The 20,189-nt window shown below is 45.3% G+C and carries 19 protein-coding genes; 8 read left to right on the forward strand and 11 right to left on the reverse strand.

Translation table 11 applies throughout. The annotated features are described in order from the left end of the window. Positions 1 to 206: 206 nt before the first annotated feature. Positions 207 to 1,214, reverse strand: coding sequence for a tellurite resistance TerB family protein (locus tag QT994_RS19715; RefSeq protein ID WP_333177339.1), 1,008 nt, complete (start codon positions 1,212 to 1,214; stop codon positions 207 to 209). A 158-nt stretch (positions 1,215 to 1,372) separates the two neighbouring features. Between QT994_RS19715 and QT994_RS19720 the strand changes: the two genes are divergently transcribed. Beyond that, positions 1,373 to 1,684, forward strand: a complete 312-nt coding sequence (locus QT994_RS19720; RefSeq protein ID WP_333177342.1) for a hypothetical protein — start codon at positions 1,373 to 1,375, stop codon at positions 1,682 to 1,684. A 96-nt stretch (positions 1,685 to 1,780) separates the two neighbouring features. Here the strand turns inward: QT994_RS19720 and QT994_RS19725 are convergent, their stop codons facing one another. Together QT994_RS19725 and QT994_RS19730 are read right to left on the reverse strand one after the other, a co-directional pair. Then, positions 1,781 to 2,551, reverse strand: a complete 771-nt coding sequence (locus QT994_RS19725; protein ID WP_333177344.1) for a hypothetical protein — start codon at positions 2,549 to 2,551, stop codon at positions 1,781 to 1,783. After that, on the reverse strand, positions 2,518 to 4,467 hold the full coding sequence (locus QT994_RS19730; protein ID WP_445243926.1) for a DEAD/DEAH box helicase family protein: 1,950 nt from the start codon (positions 4,465 to 4,467) through the stop codon (positions 2,518 to 2,520). Before QT994_RS19730 ends, QT994_RS19725 begins: the two co-directional genes overlap by 34 nt. Between QT994_RS19730 and QT994_RS19735 the strand changes: the two genes are divergently transcribed. The 4 genes from QT994_RS19735 to QT994_RS19750 all read left to right on the forward strand — a co-directional run bounded on the left by QT994_RS19735 (position 4,389) and on the right by QT994_RS19750 (position 5,732). Next, entirely contained in the window at positions 4,389 to 4,658 is a 270-nt protein-coding gene (locus QT994_RS19735) for a hypothetical protein (RefSeq protein WP_333177350.1), read from the forward strand. The two genes, QT994_RS19730 and QT994_RS19735, sit on opposite strands and share 79 nt — an antisense overlap. 252 nt (positions 4,659 to 4,910) lie before the next feature. Next, the gene (locus QT994_RS19740) at positions 4,911 to 5,111 is read left to right on the forward strand and encodes a hypothetical protein (protein WP_190663069.1); all 201 of its coding nucleotides are present in this window, start codon (positions 4,911 to 4,913) and stop codon (positions 5,109 to 5,111) included. 22 nt (positions 5,112 to 5,133) lie between these two features. After that, complete coding sequence (locus QT994_RS19745) at positions 5,134 to 5,340, forward strand: hypothetical protein (RefSeq protein ID WP_333177353.1); 207 nt, start codon at positions 5,134 to 5,136, stop codon at positions 5,338 to 5,340. After that, positions 5,337 to 5,732, forward strand: a complete 396-nt coding sequence (locus tag QT994_RS19750; RefSeq protein WP_333177355.1) for a hypothetical protein — start codon at positions 5,337 to 5,339, stop codon at positions 5,730 to 5,732. Before QT994_RS19745 ends, QT994_RS19750 begins: the two co-directional genes overlap by 4 nt. Before the next feature lie 83 nt (positions 5,733 to 5,815). Here the strand turns inward: QT994_RS19750 and QT994_RS19755 are convergent, their stop codons facing one another. The 3 genes from QT994_RS19755 to cobU form a co-directional block, all read right to left on the reverse strand. Continuing rightward, complete coding sequence (locus tag QT994_RS19755; RefSeq protein ID WP_333177357.1) at positions 5,816 to 7,885, reverse strand: AarF/ABC1/UbiB kinase family protein; 2,070 nt, start codon at positions 7,883 to 7,885, stop codon at positions 5,816 to 5,818. 77 nt (positions 7,886 to 7,962) lie between these two features. After that, a complete protein-coding gene (locus tag QT994_RS19760) occupies positions 7,963 to 8,385 on the reverse strand; it encodes a hypothetical protein (protein WP_333177359.1) in 423 nt (140 codons plus the stop codon). 276 nt (positions 8,386 to 8,661) lie between these two features. Beyond that, positions 8,662 to 9,237, reverse strand: coding sequence for a bifunctional adenosylcobinamide kinase/adenosylcobinamide-phosphate guanylyltransferase (gene cobU / locus QT994_RS19765; RefSeq protein ID WP_333177362.1), 576 nt, complete (start codon positions 9,235 to 9,237; stop codon positions 8,662 to 8,664). 179 nt (positions 9,238 to 9,416) lie between these two features. Between cobU and QT994_RS19770 the strand changes: the two genes are divergently transcribed. Further along, on the forward strand, positions 9,417 to 10,385 hold the full coding sequence (locus QT994_RS19770; RefSeq protein WP_333177364.1) for a glycosyltransferase family A protein: 969 nt from the start codon (positions 9,417 to 9,419) through the stop codon (positions 10,383 to 10,385). A gap of 1 nt (position 10,386) precedes the next feature. Here QT994_RS19770 and QT994_RS19775 read toward each other — a convergent pair whose 3' ends face one another. Further along, positions 10,387 to 10,599 (reverse strand): hypothetical protein, encoded by a 213-nt coding sequence (locus QT994_RS19775; protein WP_333049572.1) that lies wholly within the window; start codon positions 10,597 to 10,599, stop codon positions 10,387 to 10,389. Here QT994_RS19775 and QT994_RS19780 point away from each other — a divergent pair. Beyond that, positions 10,526 to 11,443 (forward strand): glycosyltransferase family 2 protein, encoded by a 918-nt coding sequence (locus QT994_RS19780; protein ID WP_333177402.1) that lies wholly within the window; start codon positions 10,526 to 10,528, stop codon positions 11,441 to 11,443. The genes QT994_RS19775 and QT994_RS19780 overlap by 74 nt on opposite strands. 88 nt (positions 11,444 to 11,531) lie before the next feature. Here the strand turns inward: QT994_RS19780 and QT994_RS19785 are convergent, their stop codons facing one another. Then, positions 11,532 to 12,329: a cation diffusion facilitator family transporter gene (locus QT994_RS19785; protein WP_333177367.1), complete on the reverse strand. Its 798-nt coding sequence runs from the start codon at positions 12,327 to 12,329 to the stop codon at positions 11,532 to 11,534. Positions 12,330 to 12,384: 55 nt separating this feature from the next. Here QT994_RS19785 and hpsU point away from each other — a divergent pair, with 55 nt between their 5' ends. Further along, the gene (gene hpsU, locus QT994_RS19790) at positions 12,385 to 13,062 is read left to right on the forward strand and encodes a hormogonium polysaccharide biosynthesis acetyltransferase HpsU (RefSeq protein ID WP_333177370.1); all 678 of its coding nucleotides are present in this window, start codon (positions 12,385 to 12,387) and stop codon (positions 13,060 to 13,062) included. Positions 13,063 to 13,081: 19 nt separating this feature from the next. On the opposite strand, the gene QT994_RS19795 is transcribed toward hpsU, so the two are convergent. From QT994_RS19795 to QT994_RS19805, 3 genes are read right to left on the reverse strand one after another with little or no spacing between them, the layout of a single operon-like run. Next, entirely contained in the window at positions 13,082 to 14,410 is a 1,329-nt protein-coding gene (locus tag QT994_RS19795; protein WP_333177373.1) for a response regulator, read from the reverse strand. Between the two features lie 5 nt (positions 14,411 to 14,415). After that, on the reverse strand, positions 14,416 to 19,254 hold the full coding sequence (locus QT994_RS19800) for a PAS domain S-box protein (protein ID WP_333177375.1): 4,839 nt from the start codon (positions 19,252 to 19,254) through the stop codon (positions 14,416 to 14,418). Continuing rightward, a complete protein-coding gene (locus tag QT994_RS19805; RefSeq protein WP_333049556.1) occupies positions 19,251 to 19,406 on the reverse strand; it encodes a hypothetical protein in 156 nt (51 codons plus the stop codon). The genes QT994_RS19800 and QT994_RS19805 overlap by 4 nt, the downstream gene beginning before the upstream one ends. Between the last annotated feature and the right edge of the window lie 783 nt (positions 19,407 to 20,189).

Genomic DNA, 20,189 nt, shown 5'->3' on the forward strand with positions numbered 1-20,189 from the left:
GGCTGGCGCGCTTACCATCGAACCAGAATTTACAGCCCACCCGCACCCCATGTGACAGTTGGGGTGCGGAATGTGGGATCGACCGGACACGATGTAATATCCTGAGAATGGTTAGCAAAAAAACCCCGTTTCTATGAAAATATAGGGTTAACCAGCGAGACATTTAGAAAGAAACCCGGTTTTTAGCCCCCCTAAATAATTCCTCGTTATTCGATCGGCCCGAATTCGATTGTCTCAATAAACTCAAAAATCTTGTTCATAATTCCCTCCACTTCAGACTCCAGGGAACCCAATTCATCCCCCTCCTGATAAATTCGCTGACAGCTTACGGTGTAGCAAAAATCGTCAGCAATAAAAGCCATAAGTCCCCGGTAAGCATCCAACCGAGTTAGAGGGCCATCGTTTTCTTGCACGCTGATAGTTGCACCCGCCGGCAAATCTAAAACCACGAAATAAGCTTCTTCATCTTCTAAATATTCTGCGTGGAGTAACTTAGAATTGGCAACATTACCAAGAATTGCCTGAGAAACAAAATTGTCGAGAAAAGACTTGAGATAAGCTTCCTCGCCAACCGACTCGATTGTTTCTTCAACTTCACCAGCAACAGGGAAATAATCAATTTTCAGCAAAACGCCAAAGTCGTCAGAAAATGCGACACAGCTTTCTTGCTCATCAATTTTACCGCCTCGTTCCTCGTCAACTGGAATGGGAACGCTAAAATTGCCTTCAGGAGATACGTACCATGCCCCATTGAAATCAGACTCTTCGCCCTCTACTTCCGAGTAAGCAGCAATTACATCCTCAATAATTTCTGCTGCTTCCTCATCTTCCACACCTAATGCTTGCTGGAATTCTTGGAGAAAAGCCTCGTGCTTCTCAGATATTTCGCCATCTGCGACAAACATTGCTGCGGTTATTGCAAAAGTATCCAAAACTAACTCATCTGGCATGGATTCCCAAGCAGTATTAAATAATGCTCCTAAACCGTCTTGGGCAACAATACCGGCGAGTTTTTGAAACATTGCTGACATATCATCTTCCGAGTATTCAGCAAATATTTCTGATTCCCAAAGTATGCTTTCTAACATATCAGCATCTGTGTCAGGGGAATTTGCCTCGGCTGCGACAAGTGCTACCGCTGCTACGGATTCTTCTAAAGTCAAGCTTGCTTCGGATTGGTCTTCTGAATTGAATATTTTATCAAACTTGCCCACAGGTTTTGCCCCGCTAGTGTTTAGTTTTGCTATTCATAGCAAATTTATGACATAAAAAGATAGTAGTCAGGGATACTATGCGCGCTGGACACGTTGCCGTGCAGTTTCCTTACACATATCGCACCCGACACGAAAGTTGCGGGGCGATCGCAGATTGAGTGGCGATCGAGGAGGTGAGTTGGGAAACAGGGAGAATAGTCGGCGCCGATGGTATGCGGGCAGCAGCCTTTGGTGTGATGGGCGTCGAGGGCTGCGTGGGGTGCGTCCGGGGCAACAGTAGGGATAAATCGGGAATTTGTGGCAGTCAGATGTTGAGGGGAAAACCGGGTATCGGATCGGGTGTTGGGGAAGGTACGATCGAACTTTTGGGAATTGGTACGATCGAACTTTTGGGAATTGGTGCGATCGGAATCCCCACCCACATTGGAAAGGGGCTCATCCGCTCTCCGGTTAGTCTATTTCCAATATAAATTTACCATTTTTTTTTGTGCATTTACTATTTTTATACATCCCTATAGCGTAAAAGTTGACTGCTTCCATAGGTAGTCTTATTTTAACCCAAATAGTTACCTTGACTCTTCATTAAGCGATTCTCCGATTAAACTATAAAGTTCTCTGAGTTGCTCAGAGTCCAAAGCTTTAATTAGCGCCTCTCCAGCTCTCTTGGGATTATCGCGAGGAATCTTTACATATGAAGGGGTATTTAGGCTACTATATGGAACTTTTTCTAACCAATCTTTCACCAGTTTCCGCCCCAAATGGGTGATGTGGTAATCACCACGTTTATTACCGGATAATGGTTCAATCCATCCCAAGTCTAGCCAACCTTTCCTCCAAATGTGTGCGTTACTTAAACAAGTCCGCAATACTCGTTGAATTTTAACTGCATTTATAGGCTGCTGATCAGGACAAGCTTGAACCAGCTTAGAAAATTTTTCCAAATATTTTGATGAACTTTCTTGCTCTTGAAATTGATCTTCTTCAGGCTCAAAGGTCTTTGCATTAGGTGATGCTAGTTCCTGAATGATTTTGTCAATATCTGACGGCTCGTAACCCAAACCAAATGGTGGTTGAGCCTTGCAGAGTTCTTCATAAGTCTTGAATGGCTGTCCACGCTCGTCAACAAGCTGATGATAGCCAGAGAATTGCTTCATCAAATCGCGCCATGCTTTCAATTGTTGAGCATTGAATGCAGCATCATGTAAGGCTGATTGCAATTCCAGCCTTACAGCGATCGCCCAAGGGCGCGATCCAGGAGGTGCATTCAGTTCGCCTGCATTGCCCAGAGTTTCTATGTGAGCTTTCAATCGTTCATTGGATATTTGCTTTGTAGCCATGCCCACACCCGCCTCAATTCTTCAAGTGCCATTGCTGTGCGTGACTTGCCAAATTCTTTGACAATTTCCCCATTAATGGCTTTGAACTCCATACCATTCTTGGCTGTATAGTAACGGACATATTTTTCAATTTTGTCTCGTATAATGGACAGCTCTTCACTTGGGGTTAACGATTCTTGGTTTGATGAGTCTGCATAAACTTCAGGGCTAATTCGCCGTGTATTATACGACTCCATAAAACGTTTCAGATTTATAGTGCTGCCACTAATTCCAAACTCCTGTGCGGTTGATTGAAGTATAGCGGTTTCAGCATAATCAACAGTTTCCCCGTTACTTGAATCAGATGCTCTTGAGCGTGTCAAACTTGAATTTAATGCGATAATACTATTATATCCCTGTTCTTTGTTTTTAGCATCATTCTCCCCATTACCACCATTGCCATTGTCACGCCTATTTAATTCTCTTTCCTTCACAATAGGCTCTTGTTCTGCTATGATGTTTTGTACGCAGTTCACAGCCAACTGGTCATCGGGAAGATAAATCAATCCTGTTTTTTTCAAAACTCCAGCTTCTCGATCGACTCTCGCAGCCCTTGCCCATGATTGTTCCAGCCAAGGCTTACTTCTGATATTAGTTAAACAGGCAACATGGGTAATTGCCGGAACGTCAAGCCCTTCATAGGCCATTGCCACTGTTACTAAAGCATCAACTGCTTTTGCATCGCCGTACTTGTAGTGTTTCTTAAATTTTTTAATTGCTGTTTGCGCTTCTTTCGATTCATCACTTGTGGCTTTTAAGGCTTTTATTCCTAACTTTTGCAGCCACTCCAAATATTGATTAGCTGTTGCTATTGATGGCGCGAGTACCAATAGCTTAGCTCTATGGTTATCTTTTTTATGTGACTTCCAATTATCAACACACTTTGTGAGTAACTGCTCGGCGTATCCGGTACTAAGCGCTGTGCGAAGTGCTATCCCCCTATAGTCTCCAGCCTCTGCTAGGCTTTCCACTGAATTTTTCTGCCCTTGTTGGTCTATCCATTCAGCCTGTCCATCACCCCATTCAAAATGGAGAGGAACAATAGCCCCCTCTCTGAGTGCTTGTCCTCGCGTATATTCAATAACTACAGTACCTTTACTACTTAATAGATCTGGAGTAAGACCGCTAGGAGTTGCTTTATAGGGCATAAAAGCAATTTCCTTTCGATCTCCACGCTCACCGGTTCCTGTTACTAAGATGACTAATACGGCATTATCTACCAATGGCTGCAACGCTCCATGCCATGCTCCATCTTTCTCAACATGATGAAACTCATCCAGCACTAGAATATAGCGCTTGCGTCGAAGTTCTTGAGCATGAAGATCGGGATTTGCTATAATAGCCTGGTATGTAGCTACATAGCCATTCATCCCCTTGCATGGATTAGGCTCATTGTTATTTGCCATAATTCTATGCTGATGCCCTAGCATATTTTTGAAATACCCATCTTCAAAATTCTCTTCTGCTTGCTTTTGGAGATTGAGTCGGGGAACAACCCAACAGATTGCATCAGCTATGGTTCCATGAAAGCTGTTGCCCGAATTACGATTGGGAATTAAGTTTGCAGCAGCAATTACTGGGATAAGACTCTTACCGCCTCCAGGCGTAACAAGCATGAGAATTTTTTTTATTTGTTCGCCTGCCTTTATGCGTTTACAGATTTGTAAAAATTCATCTTGATGTCTTCTTAAATTAAGAGGTTCTTTAGGAGATTGTGAAGAAAAAAGGTCTAATTGGATTGCATCTGTCATGTTTCTGTTCTCCTCAGCAGTTTTTTGATGATGACATTTGGGACATAATGCCTGCATTTCGTGGACATTGGTTCTCTGAGTTTCTGCCCATCGCTCAATATGATCTGCGTGCCAGTCTGAAGGCAAATCACATCTACAATGCTGGCACTTGCCGTTGGCGGCATACCAGAGGGCAGCGCGTAGCCGTTTCGATCGAAGGAAGCGACTCTGATTCTTCTGCATCGGAAAGAGCTATAAGGCTTACGCAGCAAGTAAAAAGATCTACTGTAGAAATCTTATCTATTTTTGAAGTTTTAGTCAACATAAAGATTTTATGAGCTAGCTGTCTCCACTTTTGTGAACAGGATTACGACAAAGCAGGCAGCGACATCTTCCTGGAACAATCCCGTAGGGATAGCTGGTTCGGCGGTTCCGGCAACAACATTTCTTAATGCGGTGGGGTTGCCGTTTTTTGGCTATGTTGGTAGGATAACGTATATCGCGCAACCGCGCAATACGTAGTCATGTCACCACGTAGTAAACCGCCCCCTCGCCAGATGCGAGAATACAGGTATGCGCGTGTAAGAGATATGGCTAAAAAAATTCCACCTGAAATGGCTGAACTAAGCGTTTACGTAGATAAAAGGCTAAAGCTACGATTCAAACTAGCTTGCACAGCTCAAGAAAAGCCCATGAGCGAAGTCATCGGTTTACTGATGAAGCAATGGCTAGAGACAGCAGAAACCCCGCCAGAGCCTAAAACTCAAGCGGGGCAAAACGTTCAAGACTGAGGAGACATTAAGCGAGGGACAAATGTTGAGAGACGCAGACAACCCAGAAAAATCTTGGGAAGACTTGGAAGCCGAACTCGCTGAACACCCGGACAGACCTTTTTATGCTCGGAGTGACGCAGAAGCTGCTAAGCGATGCGAACAGCAGAACCGCGAAGCAACAAGACTCCCCGACGCAACCGGAAGAACCTATTACACCTGTGATGAGAAAAAAAGGAAAAACCAATGACCGAATATCAATTAACACCCGCCAAATACCACCACGTACAAGTAGTTGTTTCCCTGAACCGCGTTCACTTAGACAACTATAAAAACCCTGATGAGGCAATAGCAAAGCTGCTCGAACTTGGTTACACTCCTGAATTGCGATATCAATGGAATCCAGAGCGAAACGAATTTGATTTATACGCCCTAATTCACGACTTACCGCTAGAAGAATCGCAAATGACCGATGAAAAGTGTCAGGAGTTTTTCAAGCATTTCAAACACAGCCAAATATATTCAATCGGGTGCGGTAACGCTGACCCCGATTGGCTATTTGCTTGGGGTTTTGATGACCCCCGCCGTCACGCAAAGCCCGAAGAAATTGAACCTTTACCAGCAGCTACAGCATTAGCTTAATTAAAAGAACGCAGACGAAATTTCATCTGCGTTCATCTGTGTTTATCTGCTAATATCTGCGCTCAAAAAAACGCCCCATCAAACTACTTCGCAGCAGGCAAAGACAACTGAGGCGAAGTTTTAGCATAGCTTCCATTCACGGGAATCGCATCCGGTTCCTGCGAAAGCAAAAACTCACGAATTACCCTAGCAACTGCTCTTTGAGCTAAACCGCCGACTACTTTCTGACCCATGTTCTGCACTTCCGGTTTCACCAACAACTGCGGAAGAAGTTGCAATACTTTCATCCCGTCAAAACCCGGAGTTGATTGCAAAATATCCCAAATCCGCTTAATGTGCTCTAAGTTTTTTTGTTCAGTTGGTGAAACCACAGGTTGATTTGCCTTGACTCCAAACCATTCGCCGACGACTGCTTTGGCGTTAGCAAAAGCGTTCGTGGAAAGTGTGTCGAGACTTTTGACTAATTCGAGGACAATACGATCGCGAATGAAATCTCCTCTTTCGGAAAATAAATATTCTAATGCTTGGTTCAAGATTTTGCTGACATCGTAATCATCACTCTCGCGGGCATTGTTGAGCAAGTTTTCTAAGCGGTTCCAGCGGAATTCCCCTTGTTTGAACAGCAAATCTTGCAAGGATGCTCTCAATTCCGGTGCGGGGTCGCTCAACAGCCGTTTTGCTACGTAAGGATAAGCTTTGCTCAGCACTTTGAATTCAGGATCGACATTAATAGCAATCCCTTCTAAGGTAACGAGCGATCGAATAATCAAAGCATAGTAAGCTGGAACTCGGAAAGGATATTCGTACATCACCGCCGAAAGCTCGTCAGTAATGCTTTTGAAATTCAGTTCGGCAACGCTAGCACCCAAAGCATTGTTAAATACGCTGGCCAAAGCTGGAATAATTGGCGTTAAATCCGTGTCTGGTGTTAAAAACTCCAACTTCACGTAATCTTTTGCCAAACCTTCAAAGTCGCGGTTCACCAAATGCACCACAGCTTCCAACAAGCCGTACCGCTGATAAGGTTTAACTTCGCTCATCATCCCGAAATCGAGATAAGCTAATTGACCGTCAGGAGTTGCCAAAAGATTGCCGGGATGCGGGTCAGCGTGAAAGAAACCGTGTTCTAGCAGTTGTCTGAGAGAACACTGCACCCCCACTTCAATTAAGTAAGGAGCGTCGATTCCTTGAGCTTTAACTGCTTCTAAATTAGTCAGTTTCACGCCGGTGATCCACTCCATTGTTAAGACGCGGCGGCGGGTATATTCCCAGTAGATGCTGGGAACATAAATGTCTTTGATGTGGCCGTAGAGTTGGGCAAACCGTTCGGCATTTTGACCTTCGTGGGTGTAGTCCATTTCTTCGTAAATGCGCTCACCCAACTCGTCCATAATGCTTGCGAGGTCGCTGCGAATTATTTTGAAGTTGTTTTGTGCCCAAACTGCAACGCGCCGCAGGATGTAGATATCTAAGCCGATGTTCTCGGCTAAACCCGGTCGCTGCACTTTGATTGCGACTGTTTCCCCTGTTTTGAGTTTGCCTTTGTAGACTTGTCCGAGAGATGCTGCTGCGATCGGATCGGGGGTGATTTCTGCGTAGATGTCTTTGGGGTGGGCGCCTAATTCTTCTTGGATGAATTGATATGCTACTTCGTTCGGAAATGCTGGCAATTGGTCTTGCAGCGTTGTTAGTTCTTCTAAATATACTGGCGGTACTAAGTCAGGCCGTGTTGAGAGTGCTTGTCCGATTTTGATGAAAGCTGGGCCGAGTTGGGCCAGAATTTCTCGCAGTCGGACGGCGCGACGCTTTTGGTTGGTGGCGGTACGACCTGTTTTGCCGTCGAACCACACACTGAAGGCAAAGCTAAAAAATGTCCAAACAACGCTCGACAGCCTTCCCCAGACTTGTAGAGGTCGATTTCGGTACAGCGCTGCGATCGCCACTGGATCGTACCGAACAGCATCTCCGGCTAACTCGAAAGCTATGTCTCTGGCTGATTTGAGCCGATCGTCCGTTACGACCTCCGTTTCTAGTGATACTGGTACTGCTTGCAGGGGAATTGTATTTGCATCTTGGAGATTGCCGAGTACAGCCTGAGTCCCTGAATTTACATAAGTTTGCGGGGAGGCTGGCGATACTGTCTTGACATTCATAAATCAGACCTAGTGTGAAGCATTGTAAATATATTGTAACAATTTAAGGAAGAAGACCCTTCTTCCTTCTTATATACTTACTCGCCGCTGGATCTTTTGAGTCGATCGCGAAGGCCTGATAGTTGCGATTGGCTGCTGACGGGCGATCGGGGTTGGGGCATTTCGGTATCGGGCCAGTTCGGTAAGTCGTTACAGGGACAGAACTCCGGGGGCATCCCCGTTTGTTGGAACACTACGGGCATAGCGCAGCGCGCACAGGGACTGATTTCCCAAGCTGGTGTCAGCAGTTGGGTAATTGTTTCGTTTGTGCCTTCGAGGTAACAGTCTCCGCTGTCGCGGGAGATGATTTTTTGCCAGCAGTCTTCAAATTCCTGGCTGTAGCGATCGCCCGCATTTACCGATTTGGGCAGCAGCGCTTCGGAACCGTTGCGAATTAATACTTTTTTGCCTAACTGAAACCAGTAAGCAATATATTTTCTTACTTCACTATCTGATGCCATAACTTTTAGTCTACCCTTCAACTAATTGATTATTTTAGATTTTAATGGGAAATTCTCACTCTTTCTTAAGAGACACTTGATCTTTTACATATTGTCCCAATTTGGCTATTCCTCATGTCCAATTATTCTGCGCTTCGCCCTAGGGAGTATGTTTTTTGACTAATTTATGTAACTCTTGAGTTGTCAATCTTAGTTAAAATTATACCTGAGTTTCAGTTAAAATTGTCCATCGGGAAACCGAGATGTTTTCTCTCTTGTCGATCGCGACTCCGGCTGTTAATTTTTCGCTACGGGTGGCAGCGGGGTACCCAGAGCTCTTAGATCCAAGGCGTAACCTCCGGTGGCGAGATAAACATTATCGGCGATCGCCCCGATGTGGCGCACGAGAGTGCCGAGGCGATCGCGAAACAGCCGCCCCGCCGGATAAGCAGGCACAACGCCCCATCCTGTTTCTTCCCCTACCAAAATCACATCAGCCGCCGCCGACTTCAAACTAGCTAGCAAATCTTGCTGCGTAGTCGCCCAAACAGCAGCTTCTTCTTCCAAAAGATTCGCCGTCCAAGTTCCCAGGGAATCAATCAACAAGCAATCCGACGGCTTGCTGGCCCGCACAACGGCCGATAATTCGATCGGCACTTCTAGAGTTGCCCAATCAACTGGACGGCGATTTCGGTGCTGATCGAGGCGACGAAGCCACTCCAAATCCGTTTCATCAACGCGACCGGTAGCCACATAGATTACTTGTTTTCCAGAACCAGTCGCCAGAGTTTCGGCCCATTCACTTTTGCCGCTTCGGGCCGGCCCAGTTACTAAGATTAATTGTCTCGATGTGGTGGGTTCTGAGTTACTCATTAGTGATTAGTCAGCAGTCATTAGTCACATACAAAGGATTAAACACAATTATCAATTACCAATTACCAATTATGATTTAAACTGCCAACTACCAAATGCTTTTTAAGCGATAATAGCATTGTTGAGACAATTGCACAGTAAGTTGATCGCGAGCCCCAGTATTTCCCAAGCTGTTATTTATGCCAGACCCTCAGATATCAGCGATTATTTGCACCCACAATCGCGCCGCCTATTTAGGGGGGGCGATCGACAGCTTGCTGGTACAGGATTTTCCCGACAACTTTGAAGTATTAGTAGTGGATAACGCTTCTAGCGATTATGCAAGCCCCGACAGTTCGACTTCGCGCACCCGCGAGGTGGTAGAAGCAAGACAGGGCGATCGGCGCCTCAAGTACCTCTGGGAACCCGAAATTGGTCTGTCAGTAGCCCGGAACACTGGCGCTAAGCAAGCTCGCAGCGAAATATTAGCTTATCTCGATGACGACGCTATTGCTGAGCCGAATTGGCTCCGGGTGCTGCACGCGGCTTATCAAAGCAATCAAAAACTCGCCGTAGCTGGTGGCAAAGTCAATTTGCTCTGGCCTTCTGGAGTCCGCCCGCCCGAATGGCTGTCACCGGGATTAGCCCAGAACTTGGGATCATACGATTTAGGCGATACTTACCTGTACGTGACTGCTGCCGGTTTGACTCCCAGGGGGGTAAACTACTCAATCCGGCGCGCTTTTCTCGAACAAATTGGCGGCTTCGATGTCAAACTCGGTAGAGTCGGCAAAAAGTTGCTGTCAAATGAAGAGTTGCGGGCCACAGAATTAGCTTTAGAGTTAGGTTGGCAAGTAGTTTATCTACCGGATGCCCTGGTGCGGCACAATGTCGCTGGAGAAAGGCTCAACAAAGCTTGGTTTCTAGAGCGCGGGTGGTGGCAAGGCATCAGCGAGTGTTATCGCGAACAATTGTCCGATCGAGCCGGTATTGCTCAGCTTGGGCGGGGGGGTGAAAGAATCTTGAGGGGTGTCTGGAAGTCTTTTAAATATATTAGAGATCCAGGGCTGCGCTTTGAAAACTTCGTTTTTGCCTGGGGTCAAATCGGTTATTTGAGCGCAGCCATCCGCGGCCTGATTTTTGCACCGAAATCGACCAGTAGGCATTAGGCTATAGGCAATATCCCTCGCTGCTCAAGTCGTCGGCGCGGCTGTGCCGATGGCACTTCATCCACCAAAACTCGACCGCATTCAGGTTCAAGCACTCGATTATGACATCTAGTTCATCCAAGATTCCGGTTTCAGTTCTCATTCCGGCAAAAGACGAAGAACTTAATCTACCAGCGTGTCTGGCCAGCATTGCCAGGGCGGATGAAGTTTTCATGGTTGATTCCCAAAGCAGCGATCGCACGGTAGAAATTGCCATCAGCACCGGCGCAAAAGTAGTGCAATTCTACTTCGACAACCGCTGGCCGAAAAAGAAAAATTGGTCTTTGGACAATCTGCCCTTTCGCAACGAATGGGTATTAATTGTCGATTGCGACGAGCGCATTCCGCCGGAACTTTGGGACGAAATCGCGCAGGCGATCGAAGACCCCAATTTTGACGGCTACTACCTCAACCGCAAAGTCTTCTTTTTAGGCCAGTGGCTGCGTTACGGCGGCCGATATCCCGACTGGAATTTGCGTTTGTTCAAGCATCAAAAAGGACGTTACGAAAACCTCGGCACTGAATCCGTCCCCAATACTGGCGACAACGAAGTTCACGAACACGTCATTTTAGCGGGTCAAGTCGGCTACTTAAAAAATGACATGATCCACGAGGATTACCGCGATTTATTTCACTGGATAGAACGGCACAATCGCTATTCTAATTGGGAAGCTCGCGTTTATTACAATATTATTGAAGGGCGCGACGACAGCGGGACTATTGGCGCTCACCTCTTTGGAGATGCCGTACAGCGGAAGCGATTTTTCAAAAAAGCTTGGGTGTGGCTGCCTTTTAAACCAATGCTCAGATTTATTTTATTTTACTTCATTCAGCTCGGCTTTTTGGATGGAAAAGCTGGCTATATTTATGCAAGGTTATTGAGTCAATATGAGTATCAAATTAATGCAAAACTTTATGAGTTGCGCTGTTGTGGCGGTCAGTTGAATGTGGCCGAATCTCAACCGCCTCTGTCGCCGCCAGTAGTTATCAGTCAGGAGACAGAAGTGAAATTGCCTTAATATTTTGGAGGCATGGGGGAATTGGGAATTAGGAAGTGGTAGTTGGGAATTAGGAAAGTTACCCCCTACCGAGTGGTTTGAGGGATTTTCATTTAATAAGTTCTTCGAGGGATGGAAAAAGCAATTGTTCTGCGCTCACTTTTTCGCAATCACAAGGTTGTTGACTTGCGGATATTGCTGATACTTTTCCCAGCAGCAATTGAATGCTTTCGATTAGCAATGGTAGAGTTAATAAAATAATTGATGCAGAGACTAGCAAGCTAATTAAGCCGTCAGCCCAATTCCAGTGCAGCCACGCAACGGCGATCGCAGCTAAAATTACTCCAACCGACGAAAAAATGTCCGCGACTGCGTGCAGAAAGGCACTTTTGAGATTCAAGTCGCCGTGACAGCAGGAATGCAAGCAACAAGCATTAATCGAGTTGATGCTTAAACCGACTATGGCGGTAATTAACATCGGGAGTCCTTCTACTTCGGGAGTTGGGGACTGCAAGCGGGCGATCGACTCTGCGGCAATCCAAAGGGCGATCGCCACTAAACTGATACTATTAATTAAAGCAGCAATGATTTCTCCTCGTTCAGGGATTGACGATTGTGCGATCGTACAATCTACGGATTTACTTTTGCGTTTGACTGATGAGTACCAAGTCGCTGTCAAAGTTATTGCTAAAGCTGCTACATCTGAAAAAACGTGACCCGCATCTGCTAATAGGGACAAACTATGAGAATTAAGTGCGGCGATTAACTCTGCTACAAAAAAGCTGCTAAGCAGTACCAATGCTGTTTGTAAAAGTCGCACTTTGCCAATTCTGGGATTGATATTCTCGCATTGTGCGAGATCCTTGGCGTTTTGAGAGTCAAAATTGTCCCTAACTAGAAATGTCATGCAGCAGTCCTTAAGCTTAAACTCGATTTTAAATTAAACATTAAATTAACTATCAATGACCGATTATATACCAAATCAGAACCAATATCCGGAAAATTTGATCGCAAATTCCCCCAATTCTCAAATAAACGATCGTCCAATTAGCGACAATCACGCAAATAATTTGACAGGCGAATCTTTAGTTGATTTGCGGAAGTACGATCAATCAAAGTTCGATCGAGGAAAGCCGGGTTGGCTAATTTTGGTTTGGTGGTTCGTGCAGGCGATCGCATTTCCTCTCACTCCACACCCTTTTAATCGCATCAGAAGGGGGTTGCTGCGGTTATTTGGAGCGAAAATAGGTCAGGGTGTGCTCATTCGCCCCACGGCTCGTTTTACCTATCCTTGGAAAATTGCAATCGGAGACTACAGTTGGATCGGAGATGATGTTGTATTGTACAGTCTCGATCGAATTGCGATCGGCAAACATTGCGTCATTTCTCAAAAAAGCTACCTCTGCACCGGCACTCATGACCCTCAAGACCCAGCCTTTGGCTTAATCACAGCACCTGTGATCATTAATAACGGCGTTTGGATTGCCGCCGACTGCTTCATTGGCCCTGGTGTAGAAATCGGTGCTAACGCTTTAATCGGAGCTCGCAGCAGCGTCTTTAGAAATATGCCTGCAGGCTTTATTTGCACAGGAACACCTTGTCGTCCCCGCTGTCAGCGAGAAATTAACCAAAGTTCGTAACAGATATTACACCAGGAAACTATGCAGCTTTACAAGCTTGCTGGCGAATAGGAATTTCAATGACGAATTCTATTCCCGTTCCTAATACAGGTTGACAGTATAATCTGCCGCCATGCTTTTCAACGATAATTTGGTAACTGATAGATAACCCCAAACCAGTTCCTTTACCGATCGGTTTGGTGGTAAAAAAAGGGTCAAATAGTTTCGGTTGTAAAGTTTCGCAAACTCCCCGACCGTTGTCACTAATATGAATAGTAACCCAATTCTCGTCAATTAGTTTTGTAGAAATCCGAATGCGGTTCGGGTGTTGTTTGATTTCTGCAAAGGAACGCTGCTGATTAGATTCATCCAAAGCATCTATGGCATTAGAAATAATATTCATGAACACTTGATTGAGTTGTCCGGCATGGCATTCTACTTGTGGAAGCTGACCGTACTCTTTTACTACTTCAATCTCAGGATGCTCGGGTTTTGCTTTTAAACGATGATGCAGGATGGTGAGTGTACTATCAATTCCTTCATGGATATTTACTGCTTTCACGTCTGCCTCATCCAGGCGAGAAAAAATTCGCATAGACTTGACAATCTCTTGGATGCGCTGCGTTCCTAAGTTGATTGAGTTAAGAACTTTGATAAAATCTTCTTCCAGAAATTCCAGTTCTATTTCATCCATTGCTGCTTGAATCCGAGGGGTGGGGTTTACATAATCTTCTTGATAGAGGTGTATAATCTTTAGTAAGTTATGAGCGTACTCTTGGGCATAACCCAGATTTCCCGATATAAAATTTATAGGGTTATTAATTTCATGAGCAATCCCAGCCGCCATTTGCCCTAAGCCGGACATTTTCTCGCTTTGGATTAACTTAAGTTGCATTTGTTGCAAATCATCATAGGCTTGGCTGACTTCTACAATTTTTTGCTCTAATAATATATTTTTTTCCTCTAATTTATCAGCTAGAACATGAAGCTTTAAGTGCAGCTTAACGCGAGCTAATACTTCCTCCTGTTGGAAGGGTTTGGTAATATAATCTACAGCCCCCAGCTTAAACCCCTCAACTTTATTAGCCGTATCCGAGAGAGCAGTCATAAATATAACGGGAATCTGTTTAGTTTCTGGATTAGCCTGTAATCGACGACAGGTTTCAAATCCATCAATCTCTGGCATCATCACATCTAGCAAGATTAGATCCGGTAGAGCATATTTGACTCGCTCTAGTGCCATTTTGCCAGATTTCGCAACCCGAACTTCAAATCCTTCTTGGCTTAAGGCATCAGATAATACACCTAAGTTAGCTGAATTGTCATCAACTATAAGAATCGTACCATGTGCTTGAATCTCGGAATTCATAAACCTTACTTGTAGGACTCAATAAACGTTAAAATCTCTTCGTCTTGAAAGTCCTTTGCCATCTGATGCAATATTATAGCAAAGGGAATGTATTTGGGATCTATTTCTTGAAGTAATGCCGCCTGCTTAACTATTTCTAGGAAATTTCCTTTCATAGCTAGCTCGTATAGCATTTCCATTTCTTTAGCTGGCGGGGCAATTAGCTCAGTGGTGTCTGAGCCGATCGCCAGTGGATCTTCATTAGCTTCATAAACCCATTCTAAATCAAGATACTGTTGTAATTTTTGCAGAAGTTCCGTGGCTTGAACAGGTTTGGGAATAAAAGTGTTGCCTCCTGCTTCTAAACTTCTGTATTGATCGGTTTCAAATACGCTGGCCGAAGAGACAATAATGATGATGTCTTTGAAATTTTCCGATTCTCGAACCCGCTTAATTAGCTCGAAGCCATCTAGTTGGGGCATTAATAAGTCGGTAACGATTAAATCTGGCTGTACCTCCAGAATTTTTTCCCAGCCTTCCTGCCCATCGTTCGCTTCAGACACCTCAAAGCCTAGGGGACTGAGCAAATTGCTAACTACCGAACGGTTAGCCCATTTGTCATCAATAACCACAATTTTAGGTTGGCGATCTTTGATGCCAATAATCTGTCCGCGATGGTCAACTTGAGAAGTTTTCACCCATTCCTCCGCTTGATACAGATCGACATCAAACCAGAAAATACTGCCAACATTCATCTCACTTTGAACCTGAATGGTACTGCCCATTAGTTCTACAATCCTTTTGCTAATTGCCAGTCCTAATCCGGTACCTTCCGTCTGCCGTCGGCGCTCGCCTACCTGCTCGAAGGGCTGAAAGATAGCTTGGAGTTGATCTTGGGCAATGCCGGTACCTGTATCGCGTATTTCAAACCGAATTTTTCCTTCTGTTGCAAAACTGACTATAAAAGTGACACTCCCCTCATCGGTAAATTTAATAGCGTTGCTTAAAAGATTAATTAACACTTGTCGCAAGCGTTTTTCATCCGCACGAATACCGATCGGGAGTTCGGGGCTGGATGGAAAATGAAAGTGAATTCCCTTAAGTTCAGCTCGGATGCGACACATCTCTGCTACACCTTGCAGAAACGCTGGGAAATGAAAATCGGTGGGCTGGAGTTCCACTTTCTGTGCTTCAATCTTCGACAAATCGAGAATATCATTGATTAAGGTGAGTAAATGAGAACCGCACTGATAAATGACATCAATGCGCGATCGCTCTTCTTCATTCAAGACTTTAGAGCGCTGAAGAATCTGCGCGTATCCCATAATGCCATTAAGGGGAGTCCGCAACTCGTGGCTCATGTTGGCAAGAAATTCACTTTTAGCCCGACTAGCTGCTTCTGCTGCTTCCCTGGCTTTTGCCTGTACGATTTCTGTTTCTTTGCGATCGTGGATATCCATGGAAGTGCCAACCCACTCCCGGATGCTGCCATCTTCATTTAGAATTGGTATCCCTCTAGCTTGAAAATAACGATAGTTTCCATCCGCCCGTCGGATTCGATATTCTACGTCATACAGGCTTTTAGTTTGGACTGCTTCCATCCAGACTTGAGCCGTTCGTTCGCTATCGTCCGGATGAACTGCTTCTAACCAGCCCAAACCAACCACTTCAGCTTCGGTTTGTCCAGTATAAGCTCTCCAAGTTGGTAAATCGGGGGATCGCCCTTCAGAATCCGCTATCCAGACAATTTGGGAGATGGCAGCGATTAGCGATCGATAGCGTTCTTCACTTTGTTTTAGAGCATCTTCGGCTTGTTTGCGATCGTGGATATCGCTACAAGTGCCAATCCACTCCCGGATGCTGCCATCTTCATTTAGAATTGGCACACCTCTAGCTTGAAAATAACGATAGTTTCCATCGGCTCCCCGGATTCGATATTCTATGGCAAACAGGCTTTTCGTTTGCACTGCTTCCATCCACACCTGAGCCGTTCGTTCCCGATCATCCGGATAAATTGGATCTAACCAGCCTAAACCAAGCACATCAGCTTCAGTTTGCCCGGTGTAAGCTCTCCAACTCTGTAGATCCGTGCCTCTTCCTTCAGCATCCGTTGCCCAGACAATCTGGGACGTAGCAGCGATTAGCGAACGATAGCGTTCTTCGCTTTGTTTTATAGCATCTTCTACTTGTTTGCGATCGGTAATATCTCGCACCACAGATAACGCATACAGCTTGTCATCCTGCCAATAGGGGGTTGCTGTAACTTCCACATCAATGCACTTCTTATCCTTGCGGACATCAATGGCATGACAGAAGAACTGCTTACCTGCCTTCACAGTTTCTAAGAAGTCCACAAATAGGTGGTGACTATCTGGGTGTATGAAGCTTCCAGGTGGTAGTTGAGCGAACTCCTCAGAAGTGTAGCCGTGGATTCTGGCTTGCGCCGGATTGATGGCGACTATTTTTCCGGTTTCTAGTTCTGTGATGATAATGCCATCGTTCACCGACTCAAAAATACTGCGATACTGAGTTTCTTTATGTCGCAACGCTTCTTCAGCTTGTTTGCGATCGGTAATATCTCGTGTTATGCCGATGATGCCCAAAATATTGCCCTGATTATCCCGCCAAGGAGCCTTGGTAGTGAAAAAAGTCCTAGTGGTTTCAGAATGAGAAGAGATATCTTCCTCGTAAGTGTCAATGATTCCGGCTGCCATGATGTGGCGATCTTTTTCCATAACTTCACTGCCAATGTCAGGCGGCAGTATTTCCAAATCATTTTTGCCGATGACTTCTTTAATTGGCTTGCCAAAGAAGTTGGCCAAATTGGAGTTAAGGGCCACATAACGCCCTTCCCGGTCTTTAACGAGAATGAAGTCTGGTGTACTTTCCAAAATCGAGTTTAGTAGTGCATTGCGATCGCGTAACTCAGCTTCCATTTGTTTGCGATCGCCAATGTTTCGTGCTATGGCGATAAGGCCGATAATATTGCCCTGAGCGTCCCGCCAAGCAGCCTTGGTCGTTAAATAAGTGTTGTAGATCCCACCATTAGAGACATCTTCTTCGTAGGTTTCCGTGGTGCCTGCTTCCATGATCTCGCGGTCTTTTGCCATCATTGGAATGGCGACGGCAGCGGTCAGGAGTTCCGAATCATCTTTGCCCAGGATGTCCTCAATCGGTTTACCATAAAAATTTGCCAGGTTGGAATTAATGGCAACATGACGACCTTCCCGATCTTTAACGACAATGAAGTCTGGTGTACTTTCCAAAATAGAGTTCAGCAGTGCATTGCGATCGCGCACAGCTTCTTCCGCTTGCTTGCGATCGGTAATATCTGTATTAGCCCCAACCCATTCTCGAATTGAACCATCCGCGTTCAGAAGTGGTACAGCACGACTACTCATGTACCGGTATTCCCCGTCATGACGGCGCATACGGGATTCAGCTTCATAGAGCGAGCGATTGGCCAAGGCAGCCGACCAGACGCTAGCAACATAAGTGCTATCGTCTGGGTGGCACATTTCTAGCCAGCCCCATCCCTTGTACTCATCAAATGTCTGTCCTGTAAATGCACTCCAAGTAGGTTGCTCGATCACCATTTCGCCGTCGGCATTGCAGATCCAAATAATTTGAGCGGTAGCTTCCATCAAAGAACGAAATCGTTCTTCACTTTGTTTGAGGACCTCTTCTGCGGTTTTGCGATCGCGAATATCCCGCGTAATGGTGGCAATCCCTACCGGTTCATTAGTCTCTGGATGTCTGACCAAAAATAGGGTGTAATCTACCAGGATGGGTTGACCTGTCTGGAAATGTCTGAAGCGGAAATCACTCCTCCAACTTCCGTCTTTCATCACTGCAGGCAGGGTATGCTGCTGTACGAACTCCAAATCTTCTGCCATGAAGAAGTCGGTAATGTGTTTGGTTCTGGCTTCGTCTAAATTACTGAGTCCCACCAAATCCAGACCAGCCTGATTCACCAGTAGAGGGCGACCATCCATTGAGGAAACGCCAATAAAGTCACGGCTATTCTCGATCGTTGTAACCAGCAATTGCCGTTCTTCCTCTGCTTTTTTGCGATCGCGAATATCCCGCGCAATAGTGGAAATAAACTCGACTTCACCCGCTTCGGTTTTGTGGACGATCAAAACCTGGGAGACTGGAATTTCTTCCCCATCGCGTGACACAAATAGGGTTTCACCAGCCCAGCTACCCTCTCGCAAGGCCGTTGGAATTACTTCGTCCTGGAATTTTGCCCTTGCCGAGGGAGCTAATACTGAATCTATGCTAAACGAAGTTCGTGCTTCCTCTGGGGATATCCCCAGCATTTTCTGTCCGGCTTTGTTGAGGTAGACGTTATGTCCACTGGCCTCCGCAACTCCTACTAAGTCGGAAGTTGCTTCCAAAATTGCCGTTAGTCGTGCCTGCTTTTGTTCTGCCCGCTTGCGATCGCTAATTTCAATTACAATCCCACCCACACCAAAAATGATGCCATTTTCATCCCGCAAAGGATAGTAAGATGTGTGCCAGTAGCGGATGATGCCCGGTTCTTTGGGCGTTTCACCCACTAACTCATAGTCGAGAATGGGCTTGCCCGTATCCAGAATACCTTGCAGCAGCGGTTCCAGAACAGTCGAAGCCCATTCTGGCAGCACTTCACGCACTGACCTACCAATATGGTCGGCCACACAAAAGCCATTCATCTCTGCCAGAACTTCGTTAATTTGGACGTAGCGGAATTGGCTGTCAAAAATCACCATTCCGGCGTTGGCACCTGCAAAAAAAGCGTCGAAGTGAGCCTGTCGCAATGCCTGTGCTGTTGTGCTCTCTTGCTGTGGCGGTTGGTTTTTATCTGGTGGGAATTTGGTCATGTTAAATCGTGCATTTCAGCTATAATTCTAGAACTTCTTTCCAATTGTGCGATCGCAAGGTTTTCCTTTTCTCCTATTTGGGTACTGAAGAAAACGTTCAGTAGGGGGACGATTAGGTTTTCAATCGGCCCTATCTGTATCTCTTGCGACATTCTTTCCCTTAATTATTCGGATGTATCGCCAAGTATTTCTATTTTTCATCAATTCTATTCCTACTCAATCCTATTGGTAGAACATTGGTGACAACATAAGCTAGGGAAGCGTTTGTCAATCAGCAATTATGCTCAGCATTTACTCAGATTGGGGGTGGAGAACTTAGAGTTGGGCGATCGAGGAATCATGCCTCGCGCCATATTTATGCCTACTCACCCCCAAATCCCAAATTTTCCACTCCTCAACAAGCAGTGTTTTCAGTAATTTTACTGATTGCCAAATGCAATTAAGTTTTAATTTGTCTGCAATGTCGGTAGAATGCCAACTATTCTGGGAACGTTCTCAATTTTAGCTATATCCGTTAAATTTTCGCTTAGATGTTCTTAGATATACACAATATGGACGCAACTGGGACAGTGATAGCAATATCTCTCCTACCAGTTAAACTCATTGTAATACTGGGATAGTTGACTTGTCCACTTAAATAGTCATTGAATCATCCCTGCTTAAGTTCATAACGGGAATTAAACAACAAATCAGCGAAAAGTATGATAAAATCCCAGAGTGTTAACGTTGACTAAAGTTAGGAGAGGGTTCGCATGAATAATAGATGATTCCGCTATTGGGAAAAAGTGGCACACTAACCCCAGGCAGGAGAAGACAATATATCCGAGAAATTGGGAATAGGGATAACGGCTTAGTCTGAATAACGACATACCTATGTAAAAAAATAAGTTTTTTATGATCCTAAAAATACATTAAAATTTGGTAAAAACGACTTC

It is taken from the genome of Microcoleus sp. S13_B4, assembly GCF_036700885.1.
Classification (GTDB): domain Bacteria; phylum Cyanobacteriota; class Cyanobacteriia; order Cyanobacteriales; family Microcoleaceae; genus Microcoleus.